Origin of the sequence: Extensimonas vulgaris (assembly GCF_003337425.1) — a bacterium.
Lineage (GTDB): Bacteria > Pseudomonadota > Gammaproteobacteria > Burkholderiales > Burkholderiaceae_C > Extensimonas > Extensimonas vulgaris.
This window is the reverse complement of sequence record NZ_QPJU01000003.1, coordinates 150,378-174,338: the sequence shown is the minus strand read 5'-3', so window position 1 is coordinate 174,338 and position 23,961 is coordinate 150,378. Positions and strand designations below refer to the sequence as shown.

The 23,961-nt window shown below is 65.3% G+C and carries 21 protein-coding genes; 13 read left to right on the top strand and 8 right to left on the bottom strand.

The features are described from left to right. The first annotated feature begins 8 nt into the window (after positions 1–8). The 6 genes from narH (at position 9) to DFR45_RS06345 (ending at position 8,329) form a co-directional block, all read left to right on the top strand. The gene (gene narH, locus DFR45_RS06370; RefSeq protein ID WP_114482864.1) at positions 9–1,541 is read left to right on the top strand and encodes a nitrate reductase subunit beta; all 1,533 of its coding nucleotides are present in this window, start codon (positions 9–11) and stop codon (positions 1,539–1,541) included. A gap of 34 nt (positions 1,542–1,575) precedes the next feature. Then, entirely contained in the window at positions 1,576–2,271 is a 696-nt protein-coding gene (gene narJ, locus DFR45_RS06365; RefSeq protein ID WP_241659287.1) for a nitrate reductase molybdenum cofactor assembly chaperone, read from the top strand. Next, positions 2,268–2,984 carry a respiratory nitrate reductase subunit gamma gene (narI, locus tag DFR45_RS06360; protein ID WP_114482862.1) on the top strand — a complete coding sequence of 239 codons (717 nt, stop codon included), beginning with the start codon at positions 2,268–2,270 and terminating at the stop codon, positions 2,982–2,984. The genes narJ and narI overlap by 4 nt, the downstream gene beginning before the upstream one ends. A 62-nt stretch (positions 2,985–3,046) precedes the next feature. Next, positions 3,047–3,883 (top strand): peptidylprolyl isomerase, encoded by an 837-nt coding sequence (locus DFR45_RS06355; protein ID WP_114482861.1) that lies wholly within the window; start codon positions 3,047–3,049, stop codon positions 3,881–3,883. An 87-nt stretch (positions 3,884–3,970) separates the two neighbouring features. Then, a complete protein-coding gene (locus DFR45_RS06350) occupies positions 3,971–7,729 on the top strand; it encodes an LAGLIDADG family homing endonuclease (RefSeq protein WP_114482860.1) in 3,759 nt (1,252 codons plus the stop codon). A 30-nt stretch (positions 7,730–7,759) separates the two neighbouring features. Next, the gene (locus DFR45_RS06345; protein WP_114482859.1) at positions 7,760–8,329 is read left to right on the top strand and encodes a hemerythrin domain-containing protein; all 570 of its coding nucleotides are present in this window, start codon (positions 7,760–7,762) and stop codon (positions 8,327–8,329) included. 123 nt (positions 8,330–8,452) lie between these two features. On the opposite strand, the gene DFR45_RS06340 is transcribed toward DFR45_RS06345, so the two are convergent. The 8 genes from DFR45_RS06340 to argC all read right to left on the bottom strand — a co-directional run bounded on the left by DFR45_RS06340 (position 8,453) and on the right by argC (position 16,670). Beyond that, positions 8,453–8,758, bottom strand: a complete 306-nt coding sequence (locus DFR45_RS06340; protein WP_114483026.1) for a BTH_I0359 family protein — start codon at positions 8,756–8,758, stop codon at positions 8,453–8,455. A gap of 180 nt (positions 8,759–8,938) precedes the next feature. Further along, complete coding sequence (locus DFR45_RS06335; RefSeq protein WP_114482858.1) at positions 8,939–10,267, bottom strand: DUF3108 domain-containing protein; 1,329 nt, start codon at positions 10,265–10,267, stop codon at positions 8,939–8,941. Between the two features lie 49 nt (positions 10,268–10,316). Beyond that, a complete protein-coding gene (locus tag DFR45_RS06330; protein ID WP_114482857.1) occupies positions 10,317–12,410 on the bottom strand; it encodes a molybdopterin-containing oxidoreductase family protein in 2,094 nt (697 codons plus the stop codon). 48 nt (positions 12,411–12,458) lie between these two features. After that, a complete protein-coding gene (locus tag DFR45_RS06325; RefSeq protein ID WP_114483025.1) occupies positions 12,459–13,100 on the bottom strand; it encodes a protein phosphatase CheZ in 642 nt (213 codons plus the stop codon). Positions 13,101–13,159: 59 nt separating this feature from the next. Beyond that, the gene (cheY, locus tag DFR45_RS06320) at positions 13,160–13,558 is read right to left on the bottom strand and encodes a chemotaxis response regulator CheY (protein WP_114482856.1); all 399 of its coding nucleotides are present in this window, start codon (positions 13,556–13,558) and stop codon (positions 13,160–13,162) included. 64 nt (positions 13,559–13,622) lie between these two features. Next, positions 13,623–14,561 (bottom strand): flagellar motor protein MotB, encoded by a 939-nt coding sequence (gene motB, locus DFR45_RS06315; protein WP_114482855.1) that lies wholly within the window; start codon positions 14,559–14,561, stop codon positions 13,623–13,625. Between the two features lie 42 nt (positions 14,562–14,603). Beyond that, positions 14,604–15,464, bottom strand: a complete 861-nt coding sequence (gene motA, locus DFR45_RS06310; RefSeq protein WP_114482854.1) for a flagellar motor stator protein MotA — start codon at positions 15,462–15,464, stop codon at positions 14,604–14,606. Positions 15,465–15,737: 273 nt separating this feature from the next. Next, positions 15,738–16,670, bottom strand: coding sequence for an N-acetyl-gamma-glutamyl-phosphate reductase (argC, locus tag DFR45_RS06305; protein WP_114483024.1), 933 nt, complete (start codon positions 16,668–16,670; stop codon positions 15,738–15,740). A gap of 155 nt (positions 16,671–16,825) precedes the next feature. On the opposite strand from argC, the gene sucC reads away from it, so the two are divergent. The 7 genes from sucC (at position 16,826) to DFR45_RS06270 (ending at position 23,949) form a co-directional block, all read left to right on the top strand. Continuing rightward, a complete protein-coding gene (sucC, locus tag DFR45_RS06300; RefSeq protein ID WP_114482853.1) occupies positions 16,826–17,986 on the top strand; it encodes an ADP-forming succinate--CoA ligase subunit beta in 1,161 nt (386 codons plus the stop codon). Positions 17,987–18,010: 24 nt separating this feature from the next. Then, positions 18,011–18,910 carry a succinate--CoA ligase subunit alpha gene (sucD, locus tag DFR45_RS06295; protein ID WP_114482852.1) on the top strand — a complete coding sequence of 300 codons (900 nt, stop codon included), beginning with the start codon at positions 18,011–18,013 and terminating at the stop codon, positions 18,908–18,910. A gap of 96 nt (positions 18,911–19,006) precedes the next feature. Next, positions 19,007–19,693, top strand: coding sequence for a TerC family protein (locus DFR45_RS06290; protein WP_114483023.1), 687 nt, complete (start codon positions 19,007–19,009; stop codon positions 19,691–19,693). 286 nt (positions 19,694–19,979) lie between these two features. Further along, positions 19,980–20,636, top strand: a complete 657-nt coding sequence (locus DFR45_RS06285; protein WP_114482851.1) for an FHA domain-containing protein — start codon at positions 19,980–19,982, stop codon at positions 20,634–20,636. A 169-nt stretch (positions 20,637–20,805) separates the two neighbouring features. Further along, the gene (locus DFR45_RS06280) at positions 20,806–21,237 is read left to right on the top strand and encodes a pilin (protein WP_114482850.1); all 432 of its coding nucleotides are present in this window, start codon (positions 20,806–20,808) and stop codon (positions 21,235–21,237) included. Positions 21,238–21,496: 259 nt separating this feature from the next. Beyond that, positions 21,497–21,940, top strand: coding sequence for a pilin (locus DFR45_RS06275; RefSeq protein ID WP_114482849.1), 444 nt, complete (start codon positions 21,497–21,499; stop codon positions 21,938–21,940). A 230-nt stretch (positions 21,941–22,170) separates the two neighbouring features. Then, a complete protein-coding gene (locus DFR45_RS06270) occupies positions 22,171–23,949 on the top strand; it encodes a tetratricopeptide repeat protein (protein WP_194161650.1) in 1,779 nt (592 codons plus the stop codon). The last annotated feature ends 12 nt before the right edge of the window (positions 23,950–23,961 follow it).

Below are 23,961 nucleotides of genomic sequence, written 5' to 3'. Positions count from 1 at the left end.
AGAACACGATGAAAGTTCGCGCGCAAATCGCCATGGTGCTGAACCTGGACAAGTGCATAGGCTGCCACACCTGCTCGGTCACCTGCAAAAACGTCTGGACCAGCCGCCCCGGCGTCGAATACGCCTGGTTCAACAACGTCGAAACCAAGCCCGGCATAGGCTACCCCAAGGAATGGGAAAACCAGGACAAATGGAACGGCGGCTGGGTGCGCCGGGACAATGGCTCCATCGTGCCCAAGCAGGGGGGCAAGTGGTCGCTGCTGATGAAAATCTTCAGCAACCCCAACCTGCCGCAGATCGACGACTACTACGAACCCTTCACCTACGACTACGACCACCTGCAGTCCGCCCCCGAAACCAAGGCGCCGCCCACTGCGCGCCCGCGCTCGCTCATCACCGGGCAGCGCATGGAAAAGATCGAGTGGGGCCCGAACTGGGAGGAAATCCTGGGCGGCGAGTTCAGCAAGCGCAGCAAGGACGCCAACCTGGCCAGCTTCGAGCAGGTGCAAAAAGACATGGTGGGCCAGTTCGAAAACACCTTCATGATGTACCTGCCCCGGCTGTGCGAGCACTGCCTGAACCCCGCCTGCGTGGCATCGTGTCCCTCGGGCTCGATCTACAAGCGCGAAGACGACGGCATCGTGCTCATCGACCAGGACAAATGCCGCGGCTGGCGCATGTGCGTCTCAGGCTGCCCTTACAAGAAAATCTATTACAACTGGCAGACCGGCAAGGCCGAGAAGTGCATCTTCTGCTACCCGCGCATCGAGGCCGGCCAGCCCACCGTGTGCAGCGAAACCTGCGTGGGCCGCATCCGCTACCTCGGCGTGGTGCTCTACGACGCCGACCGCATCGCCGAAGCGGCCAGCGTCGCCAACGACAAGGACTTGTACCAGGCCCAGCTCGACATCTTCCTGAACTCGCACGACCCGCGCGTGATCGAGCAGGCGCGCAAGGACGGCATCCCCGAGTCCTGGCTCGAAGGCGCCAAAAACAGCCCGGTCTACAAAATGGCCATAGACTGGAAGGTCGCGCTGCCGCTGCACCCCGAGTACCGCACGCTGCCCATGGTCTGGTACGTGCCGCCGCTGTCGCCCATCACATCGGCGGCGAATGCCGGACACATCGGCGTGAACGGCGAGCTGCCCGACATCGCGCAGATGCGCATCCCGCTGCAGTACCTGGCCAACCTGCTGACGGCCGGCGACACGCAGCCCGTCGCGCGCGCCCTGGAGCGCATGCTTGCGATGCGTGCCTTCCAGCGCGGCAAGCACGTTGACCAGGTGCAGAACCTCGCCGTGCTCGAGCAGGCCGGCCTCACGGTCGCGCAGGTCGAGGAGATGTACCAGATCATGGCCATCGCGAACTACGAAGACCGCTTCGTGATCCCGTCCAGCCACCGCGAATACGCCGAAAACGCCTTCGACCTGCGCGGCGGCTGCGGCTTCTCGTTCGGCAACGGCTGCTCGGACGGCAGCTCGCAGACCAGCCTGTTCGGCGCCAAGAAGCGCCGCACCATCCCGATTCAGTCCGTGGTCTGAAGCCCGCGCACCGACGCACCCCAAGGAGCCCATCGTGCCCGTCCCCCATCACTTGCAGCGCCACCCCCAGCGCTACACCCTCAGAGCCCTGGCCGCCCTGTTGCGCTACCCGGACGCGCAGTTGCGCGCCCACCTGCCGGAACTGATCGCGGCCATAGATGACGAGGCCGTGCTGCCCGCGGCGCGGCGCGCCGAGCTGCGCGCCCTGGCCGCCGATATTGGGCGCCTGGCCATGGAGGCCGAGGCGCGCTACGTCGAAACCTTCGACCGCGGGCGTTCGACCTCGCTGCACCTGTTCGAACACGTGCATGGCGACTCGCGCGACCGCGGGCCGGCCATGCTGGACCTGGTTCAGACCTACGCACAGGCCGGCCTGTACCTCGCCCCCGAGGAGTTGCCCGACCACCTGTGCGTGGTGCTGGAGTTTGCCTCCACGCAGCCACCCAAGCTCGCGCGGGCCTTTCTGGCGGAAATGGCGCACATCCTGCAGGCCATCTTCAGTGCCCTGCGCGCGCGCGGCAACCCCTACGCCAGCGTCATCGCCGCCGTGCTCGAGCTCGCCGGCGAGAAAGTCCAGGCCGTCGCCTTCGACCCCGACGTCCCCATGGACGACAGCTGGGCCGAGCCCGAGGCTTTCGCCGGCTGCAGCACACACGGGCAATCGCGCCCGGGCGAGGCCCAACCCATCCACATCGTTCGCAAGACGCCCACCCAAGGAGTTCCAGCATGAAGGACTACCTCACCCACTTCTTGTTCGGGTACTACCCGTACATCTGCCTGACCGTGTTCCTACTCGGCAGCCTGATCCGCTTCGACCGCGACCAATACACCTGGAAGAGCGATTCTTCCCAGCTGCTGCGCGCGGGCCAGCTGCGCTGGGGCAGCAACCTGTTTCACGTCGGCATCCTGTTCCTGTTTTTCGGGCACAGCGTGGGCATGCTCACGCCGCACTTCGTGTATTCGCCATTCATCAGCGCGGGCGCCAAGCAGTTGCTTGCCATGGTTTCGGGCGGCCTGTTCGGCCTGTTCGGCTTCGTGGGCGTGTCGCTGCTGCTGCACCGCCGCCTGTCGGACGTGCGCATCCGCGCCACCTCCAAGACCAGCGACATCGTGTTGCTGTGGCTCTTGTGGCTGCAATTCGCGCTGGGCCTGGCCACGATTCCGCTGTCTGCCCAGCACCTCGACGGCGGCATGATGATGTTGCTGGCCGAATGGGCGCAGCGCATCGTCACCTTCCGCAGCGGCGCGCCCGAGTTGCTGGCCGAGGCGAGCTGGGTGTTCCGTGCGCACATGTTCCTCGGCATGACGATCTTCCTGGTGTTTCCGTTCACGCGCCTCGTGCACGTGTGGAGCGGTTTCGGCACCCTGGCCTATCTGTGGCGCCCCTACCAGCTCGTGCGCAGCCGCCGCGTGGGCCTGGGCGGCCCGCAGGCGATGCGCTAAGGCGCGGCAATGGCTGCAAACGGCTGATCTTCCCGGCATGGCCTGAACTTTCGAGGCGTTCCATGAAACCCCATACCTCCACCGTCACCGGCTGCGGCCACGCTGCCTGCGCCTGCACAGGCGCGCCGTCCGCGCCCGCCCGCATCAACGGCGTGGCCTTGCACCGTACCGATGAGCACCACGGCGCCGACGCCCTGCGCGAGCGTGCGTATGCCGAGCTGCTGCGCCAGGAAGCCGTGCGCGCGGGCCTGTTGCCCGCGCTCGACACAGCGCTCGCGCCCGAACTCGACGCCGCCGAGCGCGCCGTCATCGAATCCATGGTGGAGCGCGCCGTGGCCTCGCCCCAGCCCACGCCTGAAGAAGTGCGGCGCTATTACGAGGCCAACCCCCAGCAGTTCATGCAGGGGCAGGCCGTGCACCTGCGGCACATCCTTTTTGCGGTGACGCCAGGCGTCAACGTGCATGCGCTCACCGTACGCGCCGAGCAGGCCTTGCTGGAGCTGGTGGGCAAGGACGCGCCCGCCCCGCGTTTTGCCGAACTCGCGGCGGAGCTCTCCAACTGCCCCTCGGGCGCGCAGGGCGGCGACCTTGGCTGGGTGGCGCCCGAGGACTGTGCGCCCGAACTCGCGAACGAGCTGTTCCAGCAAAAACACGCGCAATGGGGGCTGGGCGTGCACCCGCGGCTCGTGCATACGCGCTATGGCTTTCACATCATCGAGGTGCTGGAGCGGCGCAAGGGCAAGCTGGCCAGCTTTGACCATGTGCGCGACCGCATCGCGGCGCAATTGGCGCTGCAGTCGCGCGCCCGGGCGCTGCACCAATACATGCTGCTGCTCGCGGGCCAGGCCGAGGTCGAGGGTATAGACCTGGGCGCCGCCCAGACGCCACTGGTGCAATAGCGGTCACTGCATCCCTGCACGGTGGTGCCGCTGCGGTGCGGTGCACAATCCCCTACTCCCTTTTGATTCGTACCGCACCCCCTCGCCATGAAACGCGACACCCTTCCCCCTGAACCCCTGCCGCCGCAGCCCATCAGCCTCGACGTGCTGCGCGAGAAGTACCTCAAGCCCGGCGAAAACAGCGTCGAAGACCTCTACCAGCGCGTCGCGCGCGCGCTCGCCTCGGTCGAGGCGCCCGAGCTGCGCGCGCGCTACGAAAAACTGTTCCTCGCCAACCTGCACGCGGGCGCCATCGGCGCGGGGCGCATCATGAGCGCGGCGGGCACCGACATCCAGGCCACGCTCATCAACTGCTTCGTACAGCCCGTGGGCGACTGCATCCAGGGCGTCGATGAAGACGGCTACCCCGGCATCTATGAAGCGCTGCGCGAAGCCGCCGAAACCATGCGCCGCGGCGGCGGCGTGGGCTACGACTTCTCGCGCATCCGCCCGCGCGGCGCCGAAGTGCGCGCCACCGCCTCGCTGGCCTCGGGGCCGTGCAGCTACATGAACGTGTTCGACCAGTCCTGCGCCACGGTCGAGAGCGCCGGCGCGCGCCGCGGCGCGCAAATGGGCGTGCTGCGCATAGACCACCCCGACGTGCGTGAATTCATCACCGCCAAGCGCACGCCCGGGCGCTGGAACAACTTCAACGTCTCGGTCGCCGTGACCGACGCCTTCATGCAGGCCGTCGAACAAGACCAGCCCTGGGAGCTCGTGCACCGCGCGCGCCCCAGCGCCGCGCTGATCGCCCAGGGCGCCTACCAGCGCGCCGACGGCCTGTGGGCCTACACGCGCCTGCCCGCACGCACGCTGTGGGACAGCATCATGCAGTCCGCCTACGACTTCGCCGAGCCGGGCATCCTGTTCCTCGACCAGATTCAGCGCGACAACAACCTGCGCTACTGCGAAACCATAGAGGCCACCAACCCCTGCGTCACGGCCGACACCTGGGTCATGACGGCCAGCGGGCCCGCGCAGGTGGCAGACCTCGTGGGGCAGCCTTTCAGCGCGCTGGTCGATGGCCGCGCCTACCGCGTGCAGAGCCAGGGCTTTTTCAAAACCGGCACCAAGCCCGTGCTGCGCCTGCAAACGCGCGAGGGCTACCGCCTGAGGCTCACGGCCGACCACCGCGTGCGCCGCGTGGCGCGCAAAACCCGCTACAGCCTCGAAGTGGAGTGGACGCCCGCCGCGCAGCTCGCCCCCGGCGACGAAATCCTGCTGCACGACCACCGCGCAGCCGCCGGCTGGGAGGGCCCCGGCACCGAGGCCGAGGGCTACCTGCTGGGCCTGCTGATCGGCGACGGCACCCTGCAAGAGCACAAGGCCGTGCTCTCGGTCTGGGCGCCCGAGCTGCGCGCCGTGGGCAATGGCAGCGAGGGCAGCGTGGCCTACGCCGCGAGCGGCGCCGCGGGCATCATGCAAGCAGCCCAAGATGCTATCCAAACATTAGCGCACCGCGCTGATTTCACGGGCTTTCAGCGCCCCATCCATGCGCGAGGGGAAGCACGCCTGGCCAGCGGTGCGCTGTGCCGACTGGCGCAGCGCCAGGGAGCCTGTCGGACTTTGGGCGTCGATAGCGAGAAGGCGCCCCAGCGAGACCAGTTTTTGCCGGATTCGCAGCCCCATAGTGGTGCTATGGGGCAAGAAGCCGGTAAAAAATGGGCCGCTGCGGCGCATTCGCAGCCGACGATTCCAAAGTCCGACAGGCTCCCCGGTATGACCCCGCGCCGCAAAACCATCACGCCGGCGATGGAGCGGCAATCGTCGGCCTTCGCCTGCGGCCTGCTGCGCGGCCTGTTCGATGCCGATGGCTCAGTGCAGGGCAGTCAAGAAAAAGGCGTCAGCGTGCGCCTGGCGCAAAGCGACCTGGCATTGCTGCAGACCGTGCAGCGCATGCTGCTGCGCCTGGGCATGGCCTGCACGCTGTACCGCGAACGCCGCCCCGCGGCCGTGCGCGCATTGCCCGATGGGCGCGGCGGCATGCAGCACTACGCCACGCGCAGCCAGCACGAGCTGGTCCTCAGCGGTGACAACCTGCGCGTGTTTGCCGAGCGCATCGGCTTTGCCGACACCGACAAAGCCGCGCGCCTGCAAGCCGCCCTGGCCGGCTACAGCCGCGCCTTGAACCGCGAGCGCTTCACCGCCACCGTCGAATCGCTGGCCGACGACGGCTTTGAAGACGTGTTCGACGTCACCGTGGCCGACGTGCACGCCTTCGACGCCAACGGCCTCGTGGTGCACAACTGCGGCGAGCAGCCCCTGCCGCCCTACGGCTGCTGCGACCTCGGCCCCATCATCCTGCCGCGCTTCGTGCGCCATGCGTTCGGCTTCGACGGCGTGCCCGCGTTCGACTTTGCCGCCTTCGAAAAAGCCGTGGCGCTGCAGGTGCGCGCGCTCGACAACGTGCTCGACCTCACCTGGTGGCCGCTGCCGCAGCAGCGCGCCGAGGCCATGGCCAAGCGGCGCATCGGCGTGGGCTTCACGGGCCTGGGCAACACCTTGAGCATGCTGTGCCTGCGCTACGACGCGCCCGAAGGCCGCGAAATGGCGCAGCGCATCGCCACGCACATGCGCGACGCGGCCTACGCCGCCTCGGTCGAGCTCGCGCGCGAAAAAGGCGCGTTCCCCAAGTTCGACGCCGCCGGCTACCTCGCCGAAGGCACCTTCGCGAGCCGCCTGCCCGCGGCGCTACAGCAAGCGATCCGCACGCACGGCATACGCAACAGCCACCTGCTGTCGATCGCGCCCACAGGCACCGTGAGCCTGGCCTTTGCCGACAACGCCTCCAACGGCATCGAGCCCGCGTTCTCGTGGACGTACACGCGCAGAAAGCGCGAGGCCGACGGCAGCACCAGCGAGTACGAGGTGCAAGACCACGCCTGGCGCCTGTACCGTGCGCTCGGCGGTGACGTGCAGGCGCTGCCTGCGTACTTCGTCTCGGCGCTTGAAATGTCCACCGCGGGCCACATCGCCATGATGCAGGCCGTGCAGCCGCTCGTGGACACGGCCATTTCCAAGACCGTCAACATCCCCGCCGACTACCCCTTCGACGACTTCAAGGGCCTGTACCTGCAAGCCTGGCGCGCAGGGCTCAAGGGCCTGGCCACGTACCGCCCCAACGCCATCCTCGGCGCAGTGCTCGAAGCGCATGAAGGCAGCGCCCAACCAGCGCAAGCAGCTCCTGAAAAAGAAGCAGCAGCCACCGACCCGATGCGCAGCGTGATCGAGAGCCGCCCCAAGGGCGCGCTCTCGGCCGTGGCCGAAAAGCTCGAATACTGGACGCAGGAAGGGCACAAGACGCTGTACCTCGTGGTGTCCTTCCTGCCCGTGCCCACGGCCGACGGCCAGGGCACGGTCGATCGCGCGATCGAATTCTTCATGCCCGTGGGGCAAAGCGGCGAATCGCAGCAGTGGATCACCTCGAGCATGCGCCTGCTCTCGCTCGCCGCGCGCGGCGGCTTTTTGGAGCGTGCCTTGCGCGACATGCGCAAAGTGGCCTGGGATCGAGGCCCCGTGCGCCTGGGCAGCTATGAAAAAGCAGACGGCACGCGCGTGCCCATGTGGCACGACTCGGAAGTCGCGGCCATTGCCTACGCGATCCAAAACATCCTTGCGCGCCGCGCCGCGGCCAACGCATCCGGCACCAGCGCCACGCCCGACGCTCTGCAAAACGCCGACCCACCCGCAGGCATGCCGCCCGTCATGCTCGGCAAAAAATGCAGCGAATGCGGCGCGCATGCCGTGATCCGCAAGGATGGTTGCGACTATTGCACCCAGTGCGGCCACATCGGCGCCTGTGGCTGAGGGTGCGCGCAGCTTTCATCAGCTTTCACCATGCGCACCTCGCAAGCCTTCCCCGGTCTGCACACGCCTGCAGCGGGCTTCGAGCAGCCGTTTGCCATGCTCGAAGCCTGCCACGAGCGCGTGCAACGCATGCTGGCCCTGCTGCAAAAGCTCTGCGCCCACCTGCGCGCGCACGGCTGCGACGACGCAGCACGCCAGGCCGCGCGCGACGTGCTGCGCTACTTCGACCAAGCCGGCCCGCTGCACCACGAGGACGAAGAAAAACACCTTTTTCCGCTACTGCGCGTGCAGGGCAACGCCGAGGTGCGGGCTTTGGTGGAGCGCCTTGCGCAAGACCATGTGCACATGGCGACCACCTGGGCGCAGCTGCGCATGCCCTTGCTGGCGCTTGCGAACGGGCAGCGTTTCGGCTTCCGCGCACAGGAGGAGACTGCACTCGACTGTTTCGCAGCGCACTACGCTCGCCACATCAAGGATGAAGAACAGCACGCCTACCCCGCCGCGCAAAAGCTGTTGGAGGCACAGGCGCTGCTGGCGATGGGGCAGGAAATGGCAGCGCGGCGCGGGGCAAGGCCGCCTCCTTCGGAGACTCCTAAATAAGGATCTGCCTACGCTTTATTCATGCGGGTTCGAGGCCGATTTCACCTCGAACCATGCAGCAATAGAGCCTGCCCTGCGGCCTTTTCGCACTCCCTCGGACAGCAGCCGCAGAGCCAGCAGGGCTCAGTGCACCACTACCGGGTTTTGCGCGAGGCTGGCGTAGCGGTCGAGCGTGTCTTCGACTTCTTCCTGCGTGGGCGTTTTTTGTTGCCAGGCAAGGATTTGCTGCTGAAAGAGCTCGGCCCAGGAGCCGTCGAGATAGACCTCTTTGCCCGAGCGCTTGTCCACGATTTCGAAGCCGTGGCGCACCATGTGCGGTGCGGCAGATGCGCCCGTTTTGGGCTCGGTTTGCTCGACCGCGGCAGGGTCTGCTGCTTCAGGCAGCATGTGGACTACTACAAAGGATTCAGAGTCGTAGAGCATGTGCATGATGTTTCCCCCCATTCGGTATGCGCATCAGATGACCGCTGCTTGACAAACTTCAAGACGTGGCATCGCTTGCAGTATTTCACGAAACATCCAAGCCTGCGCACCATGCACCTTGCGCAAAAGCCCCACGTGGCGTGCCGTCCGCACGTCACGGCAGGCGCCGCACCCCTCAGCGTCGCATCAGGGCGGCCCGCTGCTGCGCAGCTGCAAATCGACGTAGTCGCCATTGCTCTGCGTGAGGCGGATGCGCACGGGCAGGTACTCGAAGTCTGGGGAGAGCCAGAGTTCGGCCTTCTGGTCGTAGTCGCGCTCGGGCAGGCGCTCCAGCCTCCAGGCGGGGATGTCGCCTGCGGGCAGGTGCAGCGTTTCGAGTGCCCGCACGGCAAAGACCCAGCGGTCGGCGCTGCGCGGGCCGATGGTGGGCACGCTGATGCGCGTGCCGGGCACGAAGCGCTGCGGCTGCGCGGCGAACATGGCGCCAAGCTGGATGAAGACGCTGAGCCGGTCCTGCGCACCCGCGCGCAGCGGCGCCTGCGGCGTGTTGGCGCTGAAGATGACGCGGCCCTGCGCGTAGTCGAAGTGCGCCGCGAGTTCACGCCGCGCGATGTCGCCAAAGCGCTCGGGGCGCAAACCCTGCGCGGTGATGCTGCCGGTGCTCGTCTGCGCGCGCGTGCCCAGCAAAAACACGCGCACTTCCTGGCGCGCCTGGTAGCGGCTGCCATCGTGTTGCCACAGCAGCTGTGCACTGGCCGTGTAGTGCAGCCCTTTGACCAGACCTTGCGCGTCGAATTCCAGGCGCATGGGCGGCGGTATGCGCACGGGTGGCGGCGTGCGGCTCGCAGCAGACGCCTCGGCTGCAGCGCCAGGGGCGAGGATTTCGAGGCCTGCGTCGCTGTCGCTGCCGATCGCTGCGGCACGGGCGGTGCTGGCGGCCTCCATGGGGGCGGCGGGGCTGCTGGCCGCAGCGGCAGAAACAACGGGGGCGGCAGCGACGGCCGGCGTGCTGGACGCGGCCATTGAAGCGCCCGCTGCGCCGGTGGCGGGGGGCTCGGCTACGGACGCCAGGCGATCGGCGGGGCCTTGTTGTTCCTCTTGCGCCTCTTGTCCCGCGTGCCCTGGTTGCGCAGCTTCCTCGGCGTCGGCCGGGGCGCGTGCTGCTTCGTCGGGCTGCGCCTGGGTCTGCGCCGCTGCGGTGGCCTGATCGGTCGGCTCCACGCTCGGCTCCATGCTCGGCTCCGCAACGGGCGCTGCGGGCTTGCGGCGCGGCGGTTTTTTGCGCGCCGTCGGTGTGGGTGCTGCCTGGGACGTAGGGGCTGGCGGTGCCTCGGCGCTCGTGGCGGGTGGCTCAGGCGACGCCAGCGGCGCAGGAATGCTGCGCGTGCTGAACACGAGCGGCGCTGCAGCGGACGGCGTGCCCCCTCCGCCCATCTGCAAAGGCAGGCCGCCGAGCAGCAGCAGATGCAAAGCCAGCACGAGCAGGGTGAGGGTAAGGAAATGCCGGGTTTGCATGCCAAAACACGAGAATACCCAGAATATACCTGCGCAAGCAGCTATTTTCTTAGGAGCAATCGGCGACCGCCTCCACTTCGACGAGGCAGTCGTAAAACGTCGGCCCGGCCCCCAGGTCGGTCAGCGCCTGGCTCGTGAGTTCGTTCACGTTGGTGCCGTTCAAACCGTCTTTGCGCCACCAGATGCCCAGGCCATGCACCACGCCGGGCCGCGCGCGCGTGCTCAGCGCCGCGTGGCACATGTAACTGCCGCGCGCATTGAACACGCGCACCACCGCGCCGTCTTCGATGCCGCGCGGCTGAGCGTCGTCGGGGTGGATTTCGAGCAAAGGCCGGCCTTCGGCGGCGCGCAGGCTGGGCACGTTCACGAAGGTGGAGTTCAAAAAATTGCGCGCCGGGGGCGAAATCATCGCCAGCGGATACGGCGCATGCTGCGGTGCAGCACCCGGCGTCTCGTGGTTGGGCAGGTGATCGGGCAAACCATCGAGCCCCTGCTGCGCGAGCCGCGCGCTGAAAAATTCGCAGCGCCCCGACGGCGTAGGGAAGCCGCCTTGCGCAAAGGGCGCGTCGGGCAGATGCAGCGGGGCAAAGCCCTGCGCGTCGAGCAACGCGCCATCCACGGCCGCGCCGAAAGCCTGGCGGCACAGCGCCTCGTCGCTGTCGGCGAAGCAGGGCTCGGTAAAGCCCATGCGCGCCGCCAGATCACGAAAAATTTGCGCGTTCGAGCGCGCCTGGCCCAGCGGCGCAATCGCAGGGCGGTTCAGCAACACATCGGTGTGGCCGTAGGACAAATGCACGTCCCAGTGTTCGAGCTGCGTGGTCGCGGGCAGGATGTAATCGGCCCAGTCGGCGGTATCGGTGCGAAAGTGTTCGAGCACCACGGTGAACAAATCGGGCCGCGCCAAGCCCTGCACCACCTTGCCCGACTCCGGCGCCACCGCGGCGGGGTTGCTGTTATAGACCACCAGCGCCTCGACCCGCGGGCCGAAGTCGGCCGAGGCGGGGCGCAGCAAATCGTTGCCCAGCGTCGCCATGTTGAGGCTGCGCGGCTGGCGGCCCGCGAGCAGCTCGGGGCGCTGCAGTTGCGCGCGCTGCACCGGAAAGTAGCCCGAGCTCGACAACAGCAAGCCGCCCGCGCGCTGCCGCCAGGCGCCGACGAGCGCCGGCAGACAGGCCACGGCGCGCGTCGCGTTGCCGCCGCCGCGCACGCGCTGCATGCCGTAGTTGAGGCGAATGGCCGCCGGGCGCAGGGTGCCGTAGTCGCGCGCCAGGGCGCGGATTTGCGCGGCCGGCACGCCGCACACATCGGCTGCACGCTCGGGCGGCCATTGCAAGGCGCGCTCGCGCAGCGCCTCCCAGCCCAGGGTGTAGCGCGCGATGTAGTCGTGGTCGAGCCAGTCGTGCACGGTCAGCTCGTGCATCAGCGCCAGCGCCAACGCGGCATCGGTGCCCGGACGCAGCGCGAGGTGCTCGTGGCACTTGTCCGCGGTTTCGCTCCTGCGCGGGTCTATGCACACGAGCTTGGCCCCTTGGCGCTTGGCCTGCTGCGCGTAGCGCCAGAAATGCAGGTTGCTCGTGATCGAGTTGCTGCCCCAGATCAGGATGAGCTGCGCCTCGGCGAAAAACTCCACCTTCATCCCCACCTTGCCGCCCAGCGTGTGCACCAGCCCTTCGGTGCCGGCGGTCGAGCAGATGGTGCGCTCGAGTAGCGACGCGCCCAAACGGTGGAAAAAGCGCCGGTCCATGCTCTCGCCCTGCACCAGCCCCATGGTGCCCGCGTAGCTGTAGGGCAGGATGGCCTGCGCATCGCGCGTGGCGATGGCCTGCAGCCGCGCCGCGATGTCCGCGAGCGCCTCGTCCCAGCCCACGGGCACGAACTGCCCGCTGCCCTTGGCGCCGCTGCGCTTGAGCGGCGAGAGGATGCGCTCGGGGTGGTAGGTGCGCTCCGGGTAGCGCGCCACCTTGGCGCACAGCACCCCGGCCGTGTGCGCGTGCGCCGGATTGCCCTGCACCCGCGTCGCGACGCCGCCCTCAACGGTGGTGAGCAACGCGCAAGTATCCGGGCAATCGTGCGGACACGCGCCGCGCACCTGCAGCGGCGAGACCGTTGGGGAAATTGGGGTCAGATTCCAATTATCGGGCATGGCAATTCGGTCGCGGGAAATTGGAATCTGACCCCAATTTCACCAATTTCAGAATCCAAGGCTGGCGAGCAAGTCGTCCACTTGCGATTGGCTGGTGACGACGTCGGGGGTGTGCGCGGGATCGACCACGGGGCCGGGGAAGTGGTGGTGTTCGGCCTCGGCAGGCAGTGAGGGCATGGGTGCGTCGGGCGGGGCGGTTTCGATCAGCAGTTGCACGAGTTGCTGCTCCAGCGTGGCCGTGAGGTTCACGACGCGTGCAATCACCTGGCCCGTGAGGTCGTGAAAATCCTGCGCCATCATGATCTCGGTCAGGTGCGTGTCGATGTCGCGGCTCACGCGCTCCATGTCGAGCATGTAGTTCATGACCTCGCCTTTGGCAACCGCAGCCACCGGGTCTTGGATGAGCAGTTCTTTGACGCGGCGCGTCTCGGTCACGATGTAGTCGTTCTGCGCCTTGGCTTGCTCGACGCGGTTGAGCACTTTTTCGGCAGCTTCGCCGGTGAGCCGCGCGATGTACGACAGCCGGCTTTGCGCATCGGGCAACTCGCTCATGGTGGAGCGCAGTTGCTGCGCGAAGCCGAGCTCGTTGAGTGCGTCGTGCAGCTGGCGCGCCAGACGGCCGATTTTGTGGTGGATGTCGGTGGCACTGGACGACGCTGCGCCCGCGCCGCTGCCGGCCGTCGGCGCCATGGCGCTGCCCGCCGCCGCGTCCGCCGCACCCGCGCTTCCAGAGGGGGTCTGCGGCGCCGTCATGGTTTTTTCTCCAAACCCATTTTTTGCAGGATCAGGCCGATTTTTTCTTCGAGCGTGGCTTTGGTGAACGGCTTGACGATGTAGCCAGCCGCGCCGTTTTGCGCGGCGGCGATGATGTCCTCCTTGCGTGCTTCGGCGGTCACCATGAGCACGGGCAGGTGCTTGAGCTGCTCGTCTTTCTTGATTTCCTTGAGCAGCTCGAAGCCGTTCATGTTGGGCATGTTGATGTCGGTGATGACGAAATCGAACTTGCCGTTGCGCAACTTGTTGAGCGCGACCACGCCATCCTCGGCCTCGTCGGCGTCGGGGTAGCCGCTCTCTTTGAGCAGGTTGCGCACGATGCGGCGCATCGTGGAAAAGTCATCGACGATCAAAAAGCGAAGGGCATGGCTCACGTGGGGGACCCTTTCGGTCAGGATGGGTGAATACTGCTGGAAACACCGCTATTGTGACAACTCGTTACGGCTGTGCGGCAGAGGCCGGATTTTCGCTCTTTTGCGCGGCCAATTCTGCCGCCGGCACGATCACCGGCTTTTTGTTCAGCAAGCGTTCTTCGGCTTCGCGCGTGAGCACCGTGATCGTGATGCGCCGGTTGATGGGTGCACGCGGGTCGCTGGGCTCGAGCGGGTCGCTTGCGGCAAGGCCCACCACCCGCGCCAGCTTGGACTCTGGCATGCCCGCGGCGATCAGCTCGCGCCGCGCGGCGTTCGCACGGTCGGCCGAAAGCTCCCAGTTGCTGTAGCCGCGCTCGCCGCCCGCGTAAGGGGTCGCGTCGGTGTGGCCCGCCAGGCTGATGCTGGTGTCCACGTCGGCGAGCGCTGCGCCGATCGCATGCAGGATGTCGCGCATGTAGGGCTTGACCACGGCGCTGCCGCTATCGAACATGGGGCGGTTTTGCGCATCGACGATCTGCACCTGCAAGCCGTCGGGCGTGAGGTCTATGCGGATCTGCGAGCGGTATTCGTTGAGGCGCGGGTTGGCCGTGATTGCGGCGTCCAGGCGCTTTTGCAACGCCTTGATGCGCGCCGTGTCGTCGCGCCCACGTCCAAGGTAAGGCGTATCTACATTGCGCGTAGGGTCCTTGTCCGCCTTGGCGTCCGCGCGCCGAACCTGGCCGTGCACCCGCGCCAGATCGTTGCCGCCGCCAGGAATGATGCTTGAACTATTCCCTGCACCGCTGCCGCCTGACATGGACAGCTTGAGCGGCGAGCTGAAGTAGTCCGCAATCCCTTTGCGATCGCCCTCGGTGGTCGAGCCCAGCAGCCACATCACGAGAAAAAACGCCATCATCGCCGTCATGAAGTCGGCGTAGGCGATTTTCCATGCGCCGCCATGGGCCGCATGGCCGCCCTTTTTGACGCGCTTGATGATGATGGGCTGGAGCTTTTTTTCGGCCATGGTGGCTGGGGCGCACGCGGATCGGGGCGCTACCTCTCGTCTTTATTTCTTGCCGCGCACGTGGCTTTCGAGCTCGGCAAAATCCGGCCTGTCGCCCGAAAACAGCACCTTGCGGCCGAATTCGATCGCCGTCGCGGGGTTGTAACCCTGCATGCTCGCGAGCAAAGTGCTCTTGATGCACAACAGCTCCTTGGCGGCGTCCTGCGTTTTTTGTTCGATCAGCGCCGCGAGGGGCTCGACAAAGGCATACGACAGCAAGATGCCGAGAAACGTCCCCACCAGCGCCGAGCCCACCATGGCCCCGAGCACCGCAGGCGGCTGCCCCACCGAGCCCATGGTGTTCACCACCCCCAGCACGGCCGCCACGATGCCGAACGCCGGCAGGCCACCCGCCACACGGTTGAGCGCGGCCACCGGCGCGTAAGCCTCTTCGTGGTGGGTGTCGATCTCGTTGTCCATCAGCGACTCGATTTCATGTGCGTTGAGGTTGCCCGACACCATCATGCGCAGGTAATCCGTGGTGAACTCGATCACGTGATGGTCTTTGCCCACCATGGGAAACTTGTTGAAAATTTCAGACTCCTGCGGCGCGTCCACGTCTTTTTCGATCGCCATCAGGCCCTCTTTGCGCGCCTTTTGCAAAATCTCGTAGAGCATGGTCATGAGCTCCAGGTAGCGCGCCTTGGTGTATTTGGAACTCTTGAGCACGCCGCCCAGCGCCTTGAGCGTGGACTTGATGACCTTGGGCTGGTTGCTCACCAAAAACGCCCCGATGGCTGCGCCACCGATCGTCGCCATTTCGAACGGCAGCGCGTGCAGCACCACGAAAATGTTTCCGCCGTGCAGCATGAACACGCCAAAGACGCACACCAGGCTGACGACATAACCAATGATGACGAACATGCAAGCTGAAGAGAATCGGGGTTGATGGCAACGGCGCCTGCGCGCCACAGGCCCGAATGTATCGGATCAGTGCCCGCCCATCGCTACGAAAACCAGAGAATTCGCCGCCATTTTGCGGCTTTCCCATGGCTTTTCTGCGGCTTTCGCGCGGCCTGCACCACGAAACCGGGCAATGCCGCAAGCCTGAGGGCCGAAGCATAGAATTTAAGGTGTTTTTGGACTCTATCGCTTGATATACAAGCGCATGCAGCTATCAATACAAAAGCAACGCGCTCAGCAGCCGAGCATCAACTGCAAGTTCTGCACCGCCGCGCCGCTCGCGCCCTTGCCCAGGTTGTCCAGCCGCGCGACCAGCACCGCCTGGCGCTCGGCCTCGTTGGCATACACGCGCAGCTCGAGCCGGTTGGTGTCGTTCACGCCTGTCGCGTCGAGCCGGCCGTCCGGTGTGGGCGCCAGCACCTGCACCCACTGCGCGGGCGTGTTGCTGCGCGCGTAGTGGCTGGCGAGCGCGTCGTGCAGATCGCTCGCCCTGGGCGCGCCGGGCAGCAGGTCCAGGTGCAGCGGCACCTGCACCAGCATGCCCTGGCGGAAGTTGCCCACGCCGGGCACGAAGATCGGGCGGCGCGTGAGGCCGCTGTAGCGCATGATCTCGGGCAGGTGCTTGTGCTCCAGCGTGAGCGCATAGAGCTCGAACGGCGGCGCCACGCCCTGCTCGTGCGCCTCGATCATGCTGCGCCCGCCGCCCGAATAGCCGCTCACGGCTGGCAGCGCGAGCGCAAAGTCCGCCGGCATCAGCCCCGCGTCCACCAGCGGGCGCAGCAGCGCGATCGCGCCGGTCGCATAGCAACCGGGGTTCGCCACACGCTGCGCCGCGCGCACGGCATCGGCCTGGCCGGGCGCGAGCTCAGGAAAGCCAAACACCCAGCCCGGCGCCGTGCGGTGCGCGGTGCTCGCGTCGATCACCTTGATCGCGCGGCCCGTGGCGGCCTCCACTTCCTCGACCAGAGCCACGCTCGCGCGCGCCGCATCGTCGTGCAGACACAGCACCACCAGGTCTGCCTCGGCCAGCAGCGCGCGCTTGGCCTTCGGGTCCTTGCGCTGCTCGGGCGCGATGCTCAGCAGCGCGATCTGCGGCATGGCCTGCAGGCGCTCGCGGATTTGCAGGCCCGTGGTGCCGGCCTCGCCGTCGATGAATACTTTGAACATGAACCTTCCTTCCAGATGCGTTTTGCCTTCGTGGCCGCACGAATGATGCGCCGCAGCATGATACATTCGCTGGTTGCCATGTCCCTTGTCACAGACAGCCTGCGGTTTTTGGCTCGACGAGCGGGCTGTCGTCACCCATTCCTGAGAGAGACCTCATGAAGATTCACGAATACCAAGCCAAGGAAATCCTGCGCAATTTCGGCGTGTCCGTGCCGCGCGGCATTCCGGCGTTCACGGTGCAAGAAGCGGTCGAGGCCGCGCAAAAGCTCGGCGGCCCGGTCTGGGTCGTCAAAGCGCAGATCCACGCCGGCGGGCGTGGCAAGGGCGGCGGCGTCAAGCTCGCCAAGAGCGTCGATCAGGTCAAGGAGCTCGCCGGCCAAATGCTCGGCATGCAGCTCGTCACGCACCAGACCGGCCCTGAAGGGCAAAAAGTGCGGCGCCTCTACATCGAAGAAGGCGCAGACATCCAAAAAGAGTATTACGTCTCGCTGCTGACCGACCGCGCCACGCAAACCGTGGCCTTCATCGCCTCGAGCGAAGGTGGCATGGACATCGAGGAAGTGGCCCATTCCACGCCCGAAAAAATCATCACCGAATACATCAACCCGCTCATCGGCCTGACCGATGCGCAGGCGCGCAAGATCGCCGCCGGCATCGGCCTGCCCGAAGCCTCCATGGCGCAGGCCATCGACATGTTCCAGAAGCTCTATAAATGCTACATGGACACCGACGCCACACTGGTCGAAATCAACCCGCTCAACCGCGACAGCCAGAACCGCCTGATCGCGCTCGACGCCAAGTTCAACTTCGACGACAACGCGCTCTTTCGCCACCCTGAGATCGTCGCCCTGCGCGACCTCGACGAAGAAGACCCGGCCGAAGTCGAAGCCTCCAAATACGACCTCGCCTACATCAGCCTCGACGGCAACATCGGCTGCCTGGTCAACGGCGCGGGCCTGGCCATGGCGACCATGGACACCATCAAGCTCTTCGGCGGCGAGCCGGCCAACTTCCTCGACGTGGGCGGCGGCGCTACGCCTGAGAAAGTCACCGAAGCCTTCAAGATCATGCTCAAGAACCCCAAGGTCAAGGCCATTTTGGTCAACATCTTCGGCGGCATCATGAAGTGCGACACCATCGCCACCGGCGTCATCACCGCCTGCAAGGCCGTGAACCTGTCCGTGCCGCTGGTCGTGCGCATGAAGGGCACCAACGAAGACTTGGGCAAAAAGATGCTCGCCGAATCGGGCCTGCCCATCATCCCCGCCGACACCATGGCCGAAGCCGCGCAAAAAGTGGTTGCCGCTGCCAAGTAAAAGACGGAACCAGGAGCCACGAACATGTCCATCTACATCGACAAAAACACCAAAGTCATCACCCAGGGCATCACCGGCAAGACCGGCCAGTTCCACACGCAAAAATGCCAGGAATACGCCAACGGCAAAAACTGCTTTGTCGCCGGCGTGAACCCCAAAAAGGCCGGTGAGTCGATTTTCGACATCCCCATCTACGCTTCGGTCAAAGAGGCCGCCCAGCACACCGGCGCCACCGTCTCGGTCATCTACGTGCCGCCCGCCGGTGCTGCCGACGCCATCTGGGAAGCCGTCGAGGCCGACCTAGACCTCGTGGTCTGCATCACCGAGGGCATCCCCGTGCGCGACATGCTCATCGTGCGCAACAAAATGAAGGCCAAGGTCGCCGCCGGCGGCAAAGAAACCCTGCTGCTCGGCCCCAACTGCCCCGGCCTCATCACCCCCGACGAGATCAAGATCGGCATCATGCCCGGCCACATCCACCGCCGCGGCCGCGTCGGCGTGGTGAGCCGCTCGGGCACGCTCACCTATGAAGCGGTGGCCATGCTCACCGAAGAGGGCCTGGGCCAATCGAGCGCCGTGGGCATCGGCGGCGACCCGATCAACGGCCTCAAGCACCTCGACGTGATGAAAGCCTTCAACGACGACCCCGAAACCGACGCCGTCATCATGATCGGCGAAATCGGCGGCCCCGACGAAGCCATCGCCGCGCGCTGGTGCAAAGACCACATGAAGAAACCCGTCATCGGCTTCATCGCGGGCGTCACCGCCCCGCCCGGCAAGCGCATGGGCCACGCCGGCGCGCTCATCGCAGGCGGCGCCGACACCGCCGAAGCCAAGCTCGCCGTGATGGAAGAATGCGGCTTCATCGTCACGCGCAACCCCTCCGAACTCGGCAAACTCGCCAAGGCCGCGCTCAAGAAGTAACCCCGCCCTGGCTCACCCCCAAGCGCCCGCAACTTCGGTTCCGGGCGTTTTGTTTTTTGTGCTACAAAACCCCGACCGCACTTTGGAATGTCCGCCGTGGAATCCCTGCAAACCGCCGCCTTCTGGATCGGCCTGTTCGAGATCGTCTGGATCAACATCATCCTCTCGGGTGACAACGCCGTCGTGATCGCGCTCGCCGCCCGCACTTTGCCAGCTGCGCAACAGAAAAAAGCCATCTTCTGGGGCTCCGGCGCGGCCGTCGTGCTGCGCGTTGCGCTCACCATGGTCGCGGCCAAACTGCTCACCCTCGCCTATTTGCAAATCGTCGGCGGCTGCCTGCTGCTGTGGATCGGCCTGCAACTGCTGCGCGAAGAGGACGAAGACGACGCCGCGACACCCACCCATGGCAACCTGCTCGGCGCCATACGCACCATCCTCGTCGCTGACCTGGTCATGAGCCTGGACAACGTCATCGGCGTGGCCGCCGCCGCGCAAGGCAACCTGGTGCTGCTGGTGCTGGGGCTCGCCCTGAGCATCCCGCTCGTCATCTTCGGCAGCAGCTTCATGATCCGGCTCATGGCGCGCTTGCCGATGATCGTCGTGCTCGGCGCGGGCCTGATCGGCTGGGTGGGTGGCGAAACCATCATCAGCGATACGGCGCTGCACGATGTTGCTCTGGCCGTCCCGCTGCTGCACTACCTGGCCCCTGCGCTCGGTGCCGCCTTCGTGGTCGGTGTGGGCAAACTCTGGCAGCACAAAGCGCAGCCCGCCACCGGGGCATGAGCGGCGCCGCGCAAGCCCTTCCCCTCGATTTCACCCGGATCTCGCCCGGCATGCACACCTACGCTGCCGCTGCCGGTCATTTTGGCCGCTGCAAAGAAACCCGTCATTGCGAGCCCCGCAGGGGCGCGGCAATCCAGCCCCCCGCTCGTGTCAGCGTGCGCCAGCGCTGTTGCACAGGCCCCATGGATTGCCGCGGGCCTTCGGCCCTCGCAATGACGGGGAAAGGATCAGCCCGTGTCATGATGAACAGTCTGGGACACATACACAGAGAACCAAGGGAGCCCCCATGCCGCGCCTGATCATCTCCATCGATGGCCTCGTTACCCGTGAAGTGCCGCTCACCCAAGCGCACACCACGCTGGGCCGCCGGCCCTACAACGACATCGTGATCGACAACCTTGCGGTGAGCGGCGAGCACGCCGCCCTGCACATGCACGATGGCGAGGTCGAAATCGAAGACCTGGGCAGCACCAACGGTACTTACGTCAACGGCAAGCCCGTGCGCCGCCGTGTGCTGCAGCATGGTGACAAGATCATCGTCGGCAAATACCTGTTGCGTTTCGTGGACGAGCAAGCCCTCGCCCATGCCACGCGCAACTCTGCCCACGCCCCGCTCACAGCCGTGCCGTCGGCAGCGCACCCGCAAGTTCCACCGCCGCCACCCCCACCCATGCTGCCACTCGTGGCAAACATTCGCATCCTCTCGGGCCCGACGGCCGGACGAGAAATGGTGTTGCAAAAAGTCGTGACCACCATCGGCAAACCCGGCGTGGCAGTGGCATCGATCACGCGCCGCACGCAAGGGTTCATGCTGGCCCACGTCGACGGCGCAGAAATGCCCCGGCTCAACGGCACCCCCATCAGCGTCGATACCCCCATCCTGCTGCACGACGGCGACCAAATCGAACTCGCGGGCACGCAGATGGTGTTCGAGCAGCATTGACGGCGCTGCGAGCCGGCCAAACCAACCCCTGCCGGCAGTCAGTGGCACGGTTGCTGCTTATCACCTGCCCGCAGGCGATAAAAGCGACGGGCATCCAAAGACCTTACCTCCGTGATCGCGGTGATCGCAGCCGAGAACCCCAAACTACAACAAACGTCCAGAGGGATCGATGAAGCGCTCCGGCCAACAACAGGGCTTTACCCTCATCGAACTGATGATCGTCGTGGCGATCATCGGCATCTTGGCCTCCATTGCACTGCCTTCTTACCAAGAGTACGTCAGGCGCACCAACGTCTCCGAGGGCCTGGCGCTGGCGGCCAGCGCCAAGACAGCGGTCTCGGAGTTTTATAGCAGCAACAACCGCATGCCCACTGGCAACACTTCTGCAGGGCTTGCCATCAGCAGCTCCATTACGGGCCATGCCGTCAAAAGCGTGGCGCTCGATACCAGCGGCGTCATCACCATCACTTACAACGGCAAGGTGCAGGAGGACGCCACACTCACCCTGAGCCCCAGTACCAGCGCGGGCAGCGTTCAGTGGAAGTGCGGCGCCAGCGGCTCGACCGTCGACCCCAAGTGGCGCCCAATGTCCTGCCGCTGATGCAGGCAGCGCAAAAGAGCGCAAGATGGCAGAGCCGCCAGCCACGTGCAAAGCGTGCAGCCCCGCAATTTCCGGCCCTTCAGCAACATTTGCGTGCAACAAATTTGTCAGCCCGACGCATCCATGTCCTGGCGCAAGCCATCGGCCGCCGCTTGGAAGCCCCGCAAAATCACCAGATTGTGTGGCAGGACTAATGTGGCATGATTGCTGCTTATCCATCAGGGCGAGTCTTCTTCCCCCTTTTTTTCAGGAGTTTTTCATGAAGCGTTCCATGCAGCAGGGTTTCACCCTCATCGAATTGATGATCGTCGTCGCGATCATCGGCATCTTGGCCGCCATCGCGCTGCCGGCCTACCAGGACTACACCAAGCGCACGCATGTGTCTGAAGGTTTGACTTTGGCCTCCGGAGCGAAGGCGTCGGTGACGGAGTTTTATTCCACCAACAACAGAATGCCTGCAAGCAACTCCTCCGCTGGCTTGGCCAGTGCTACCAGCATTAAGGGAAATGCTGTTTCTAGCGTGTCGGTTGGCACAAATGGCCTTATCACCATTACCTATAACAGCAAAGTGGATTCGGCAAATAATGACACACTTGCTCTCAGCCCCATCACGGGATCGGGAGGGAGCGTTCAATGGCGATGCAAAACGACGGGCCTCACTAATCCTGTTCCTAACAAGTGGCTCCCCTCCAATTGCCGTTGATATCCTGATATTTCTTTGAAAAACGCCCGTTCATCGGGCGTTTTCTATTACATAAACCCTCAAATCTCAATTCCCCAGGAATGCGTCGCCCATCCAATTACGAAATTACGAACACACTCTTTTTCGCGTTAGCTTTGGCCCTGGCCTTTTTTTGTCTACGGCCTGGATTGAGTGGGCCATTTTTATTTGACGACGCTCCCAACCTGCAAGACCTTTCTGCCTATGGCGGCGTGACGGATTGGGATACTTTCCGCGCTTTTGTTTTCAGCGGGTTTTCCGGCCCCAGCGGCCGCCCGCTTGCCCTCGCGAGCTTTTTGCTCAACGACAACGCCTGGCCGTCCGACCCGGCATCGTTCAAATACACCAACATCCTGCTGCACCTGCTGTGCGGCTGCCTGCTTTTGTGGGCCACGCTGCAGTTGTGCCGCAACTACGGCCTGCCCGAGCGCAAGGCGCAGGCGTATGCCTTGTTCAGCGCCACGGTCTGGCTGCTGCACCCGTTTTTGGTCTCGACCACGCTGTACGCCGTGCAGCGCATGACGCAGCTTGCGGCCTTGTTCGTCTTTGCGGGCATGGCGGGCTACCTGCATGGCCGGCAACGCCTCGCGCAGCGCCCGCGCGCCGCCTATGCGTGGATGCTGGCCAGCCTGGGCCTGGGCACCGTGCTCGCTACGCTGAGCAAGGAAAACGGCGCGCTGCTACCGCTTTTGCTCGCCGTGGTCGAGTTTTGCGCCCCGCAAACCCAGACGCGCCCGCGCCCGGCGCGGCTTTTTCTCGCGCTATGCCTGTGGCTGCCCAGCATTGCGCTGCTGGGCTACTTGCTGCGCATGGTGGACTTTTCGTCCAACCCGTGGCCGCACCGCACCTTCAACCAGCCCGAGCGCCTGTGGACCGAAGCGCGCCTGATGTGGGACTACCTGCGCAACCTGTTTTTGCCGCGCATCGAGGGCAGCGGCCTGTACCAGGACGGCATCGTCGTCTCGCATGGCTGGCTCTCGCCGCCCTCCACTTTGCTGGCGGCAGTGGGTTTGCTCGCGCTGTTTTTCGTGGGTATTTTTGCCCGCAAGCGCTGGCCGTTCCTTGGCCTTGCGCTCCTGTTTTTCTTAGCCGGGCATTTGCTCGAATCCACCGTCGTGGGGCTGGAGCTGTATTTCGAACATCGCAATTATTTGCCCGCCGCCTTTTTGTTTTTGCCCATTGCGCAAGGGCTGGACGCGCTGGGGCGCCATATTTCGCGCCGCCTCGTGGCGGGCCTGGCCATAGCCATCGTGGCCACGCTGGCCTTTTTGACCTACCAGCGCGCCACGCTGTGGGGCCAGCCTGAAGGTTTGGAGCTTTATTGGGCGCTGGCCGCGCCCAATTCGCCGCGCGCACAAAATGCGCTCGCCAACTATTACACGCGCCACGGCGAGGCAGACAAGGCCGACACCGTCATGCGCAGCGCAATGCAGAAAATGCCCGACAGCCCCTTGCTGACCATGGGTTATCTGCTAGAAAAAGTGTATCTTGGCAGCGCCAGGCCCGAGGACTTCGACTGGGCTGCGCAGCGCCTTACCGAACAGCCTTTCGATGCACAAGCCGTCATGGCGCTGCGCCAACTGGTGGACAAGGTGACGCAAAAAGGCCAGCCCTCATGGACGCGGCACGCCACCGAAGCCTTGCTCGATCGCCTCTCGCAAGCGGAAAACCACAGCCGCTATGCCTTGTTCCCCATCTTCTTGCGCTTCATCCCCTACCTCAAAGCCAGGCTCGCCTTGGCCGACGGCCGCCCCGACGAGGCCGAGGCGCAATACCGCATTGCCATGCAAAAATACGGCAACATCGATTCGGCCATGCAAATGGTGGCCGAAATGGGCAACGCCGGCTACCCGCAGCACGCGATGCGTCTGCTCGACCAGGCCGAGGCGATTTACCACGCACAAAGCGAGGCATCGCTGAAGTTCCCCCGCAGCATCTACGACCGCGAAATCGCCCGCATCCGCGCCATCCTGCAAAACGAAATGCGCTGACGCGCCCCGCCG

Bases quoted from the DNA above. Each gene is read 5' to 3' on its own strand.
- narH (WP_114482864.1), top strand. From the start codon at position 9: ATGAAAGTTCGCGCGCAAATCGCCATGGTGCTGAACCTGGACAAGTGC.
- narI (WP_114482862.1), top strand. From the start codon at position 2,268: ATGAAGGACTACCTCACCCACTTCTTGTTCGGGTACTACCCGTACATC.
- DFR45_RS06355 (WP_114482861.1), top strand. From the start codon at position 3,047: ATGAAACCCCATACCTCCACCGTCACCGGCTGCGGCCACGCTGCCTGC.
- DFR45_RS06350 (WP_114482860.1), top strand. From the start codon at position 3,971: ATGAAACGCGACACCCTTCCCCCTGAACCCCTGCCGCCGCAGCCCATC.
- DFR45_RS06345 (WP_114482859.1), top strand. From the start codon at position 7,760: ATGCGCACCTCGCAAGCCTTCCCCGGTCTGCACACGCCTGCAGCGGGC.
- DFR45_RS06340 (WP_114483026.1), bottom strand. From the start codon at position 8,758: ATGCACATGCTCTACGACTCTGAATCCTTTGTAGTAGTCCACATGCTG.
- DFR45_RS06335 (WP_114482858.1), bottom strand. From the start codon at position 10,267: ATGCAAACCCGGCATTTCCTTACCCTCACCCTGCTCGTGCTGGCTTTG.
- DFR45_RS06330 (WP_114482857.1), bottom strand. From the start codon at position 12,410: ATGCCCGATAATTGGAATCTGACCCCAATTTCCCCAACGGTCTCGCCG.
- DFR45_RS06325 (WP_114483025.1), bottom strand. From the start codon at position 13,100: ATGGCGCCGACGGCCGGCAGCGGCGCGGGCGCAGCGTCGTCCAGTGCC.
- motB (WP_114482855.1), bottom strand. From the start codon at position 14,561: ATGGCCGAAAAAAAGCTCCAGCCCATCATCATCAAGCGCGTCAAAAAG.
- motA (WP_114482854.1), bottom strand. From the start codon at position 15,464: ATGTTCGTCATCATTGGTTATGTCGTCAGCCTGGTGTGCGTCTTTGGC.
- argC (WP_114483024.1), bottom strand. From the start codon at position 16,670: ATGTTCAAAGTATTCATCGACGGCGAGGCCGGCACCACGGGCCTGCAA.
- sucC (WP_114482853.1), top strand. From the start codon at position 16,826: ATGAAGATTCACGAATACCAAGCCAAGGAAATCCTGCGCAATTTCGGC.
- sucD (WP_114482852.1), top strand. From the start codon at position 18,011: ATGTCCATCTACATCGACAAAAACACCAAAGTCATCACCCAGGGCATC.
- DFR45_RS06285 (WP_114482851.1), top strand. From the start codon at position 19,980: ATGCCGCGCCTGATCATCTCCATCGATGGCCTCGTTACCCGTGAAGTG.
- DFR45_RS06280 (WP_114482850.1), top strand. From the start codon at position 20,806: ATGAAGCGCTCCGGCCAACAACAGGGCTTTACCCTCATCGAACTGATG.
- DFR45_RS06275 (WP_114482849.1), top strand. From the start codon at position 21,497: ATGAAGCGTTCCATGCAGCAGGGTTTCACCCTCATCGAATTGATGATC.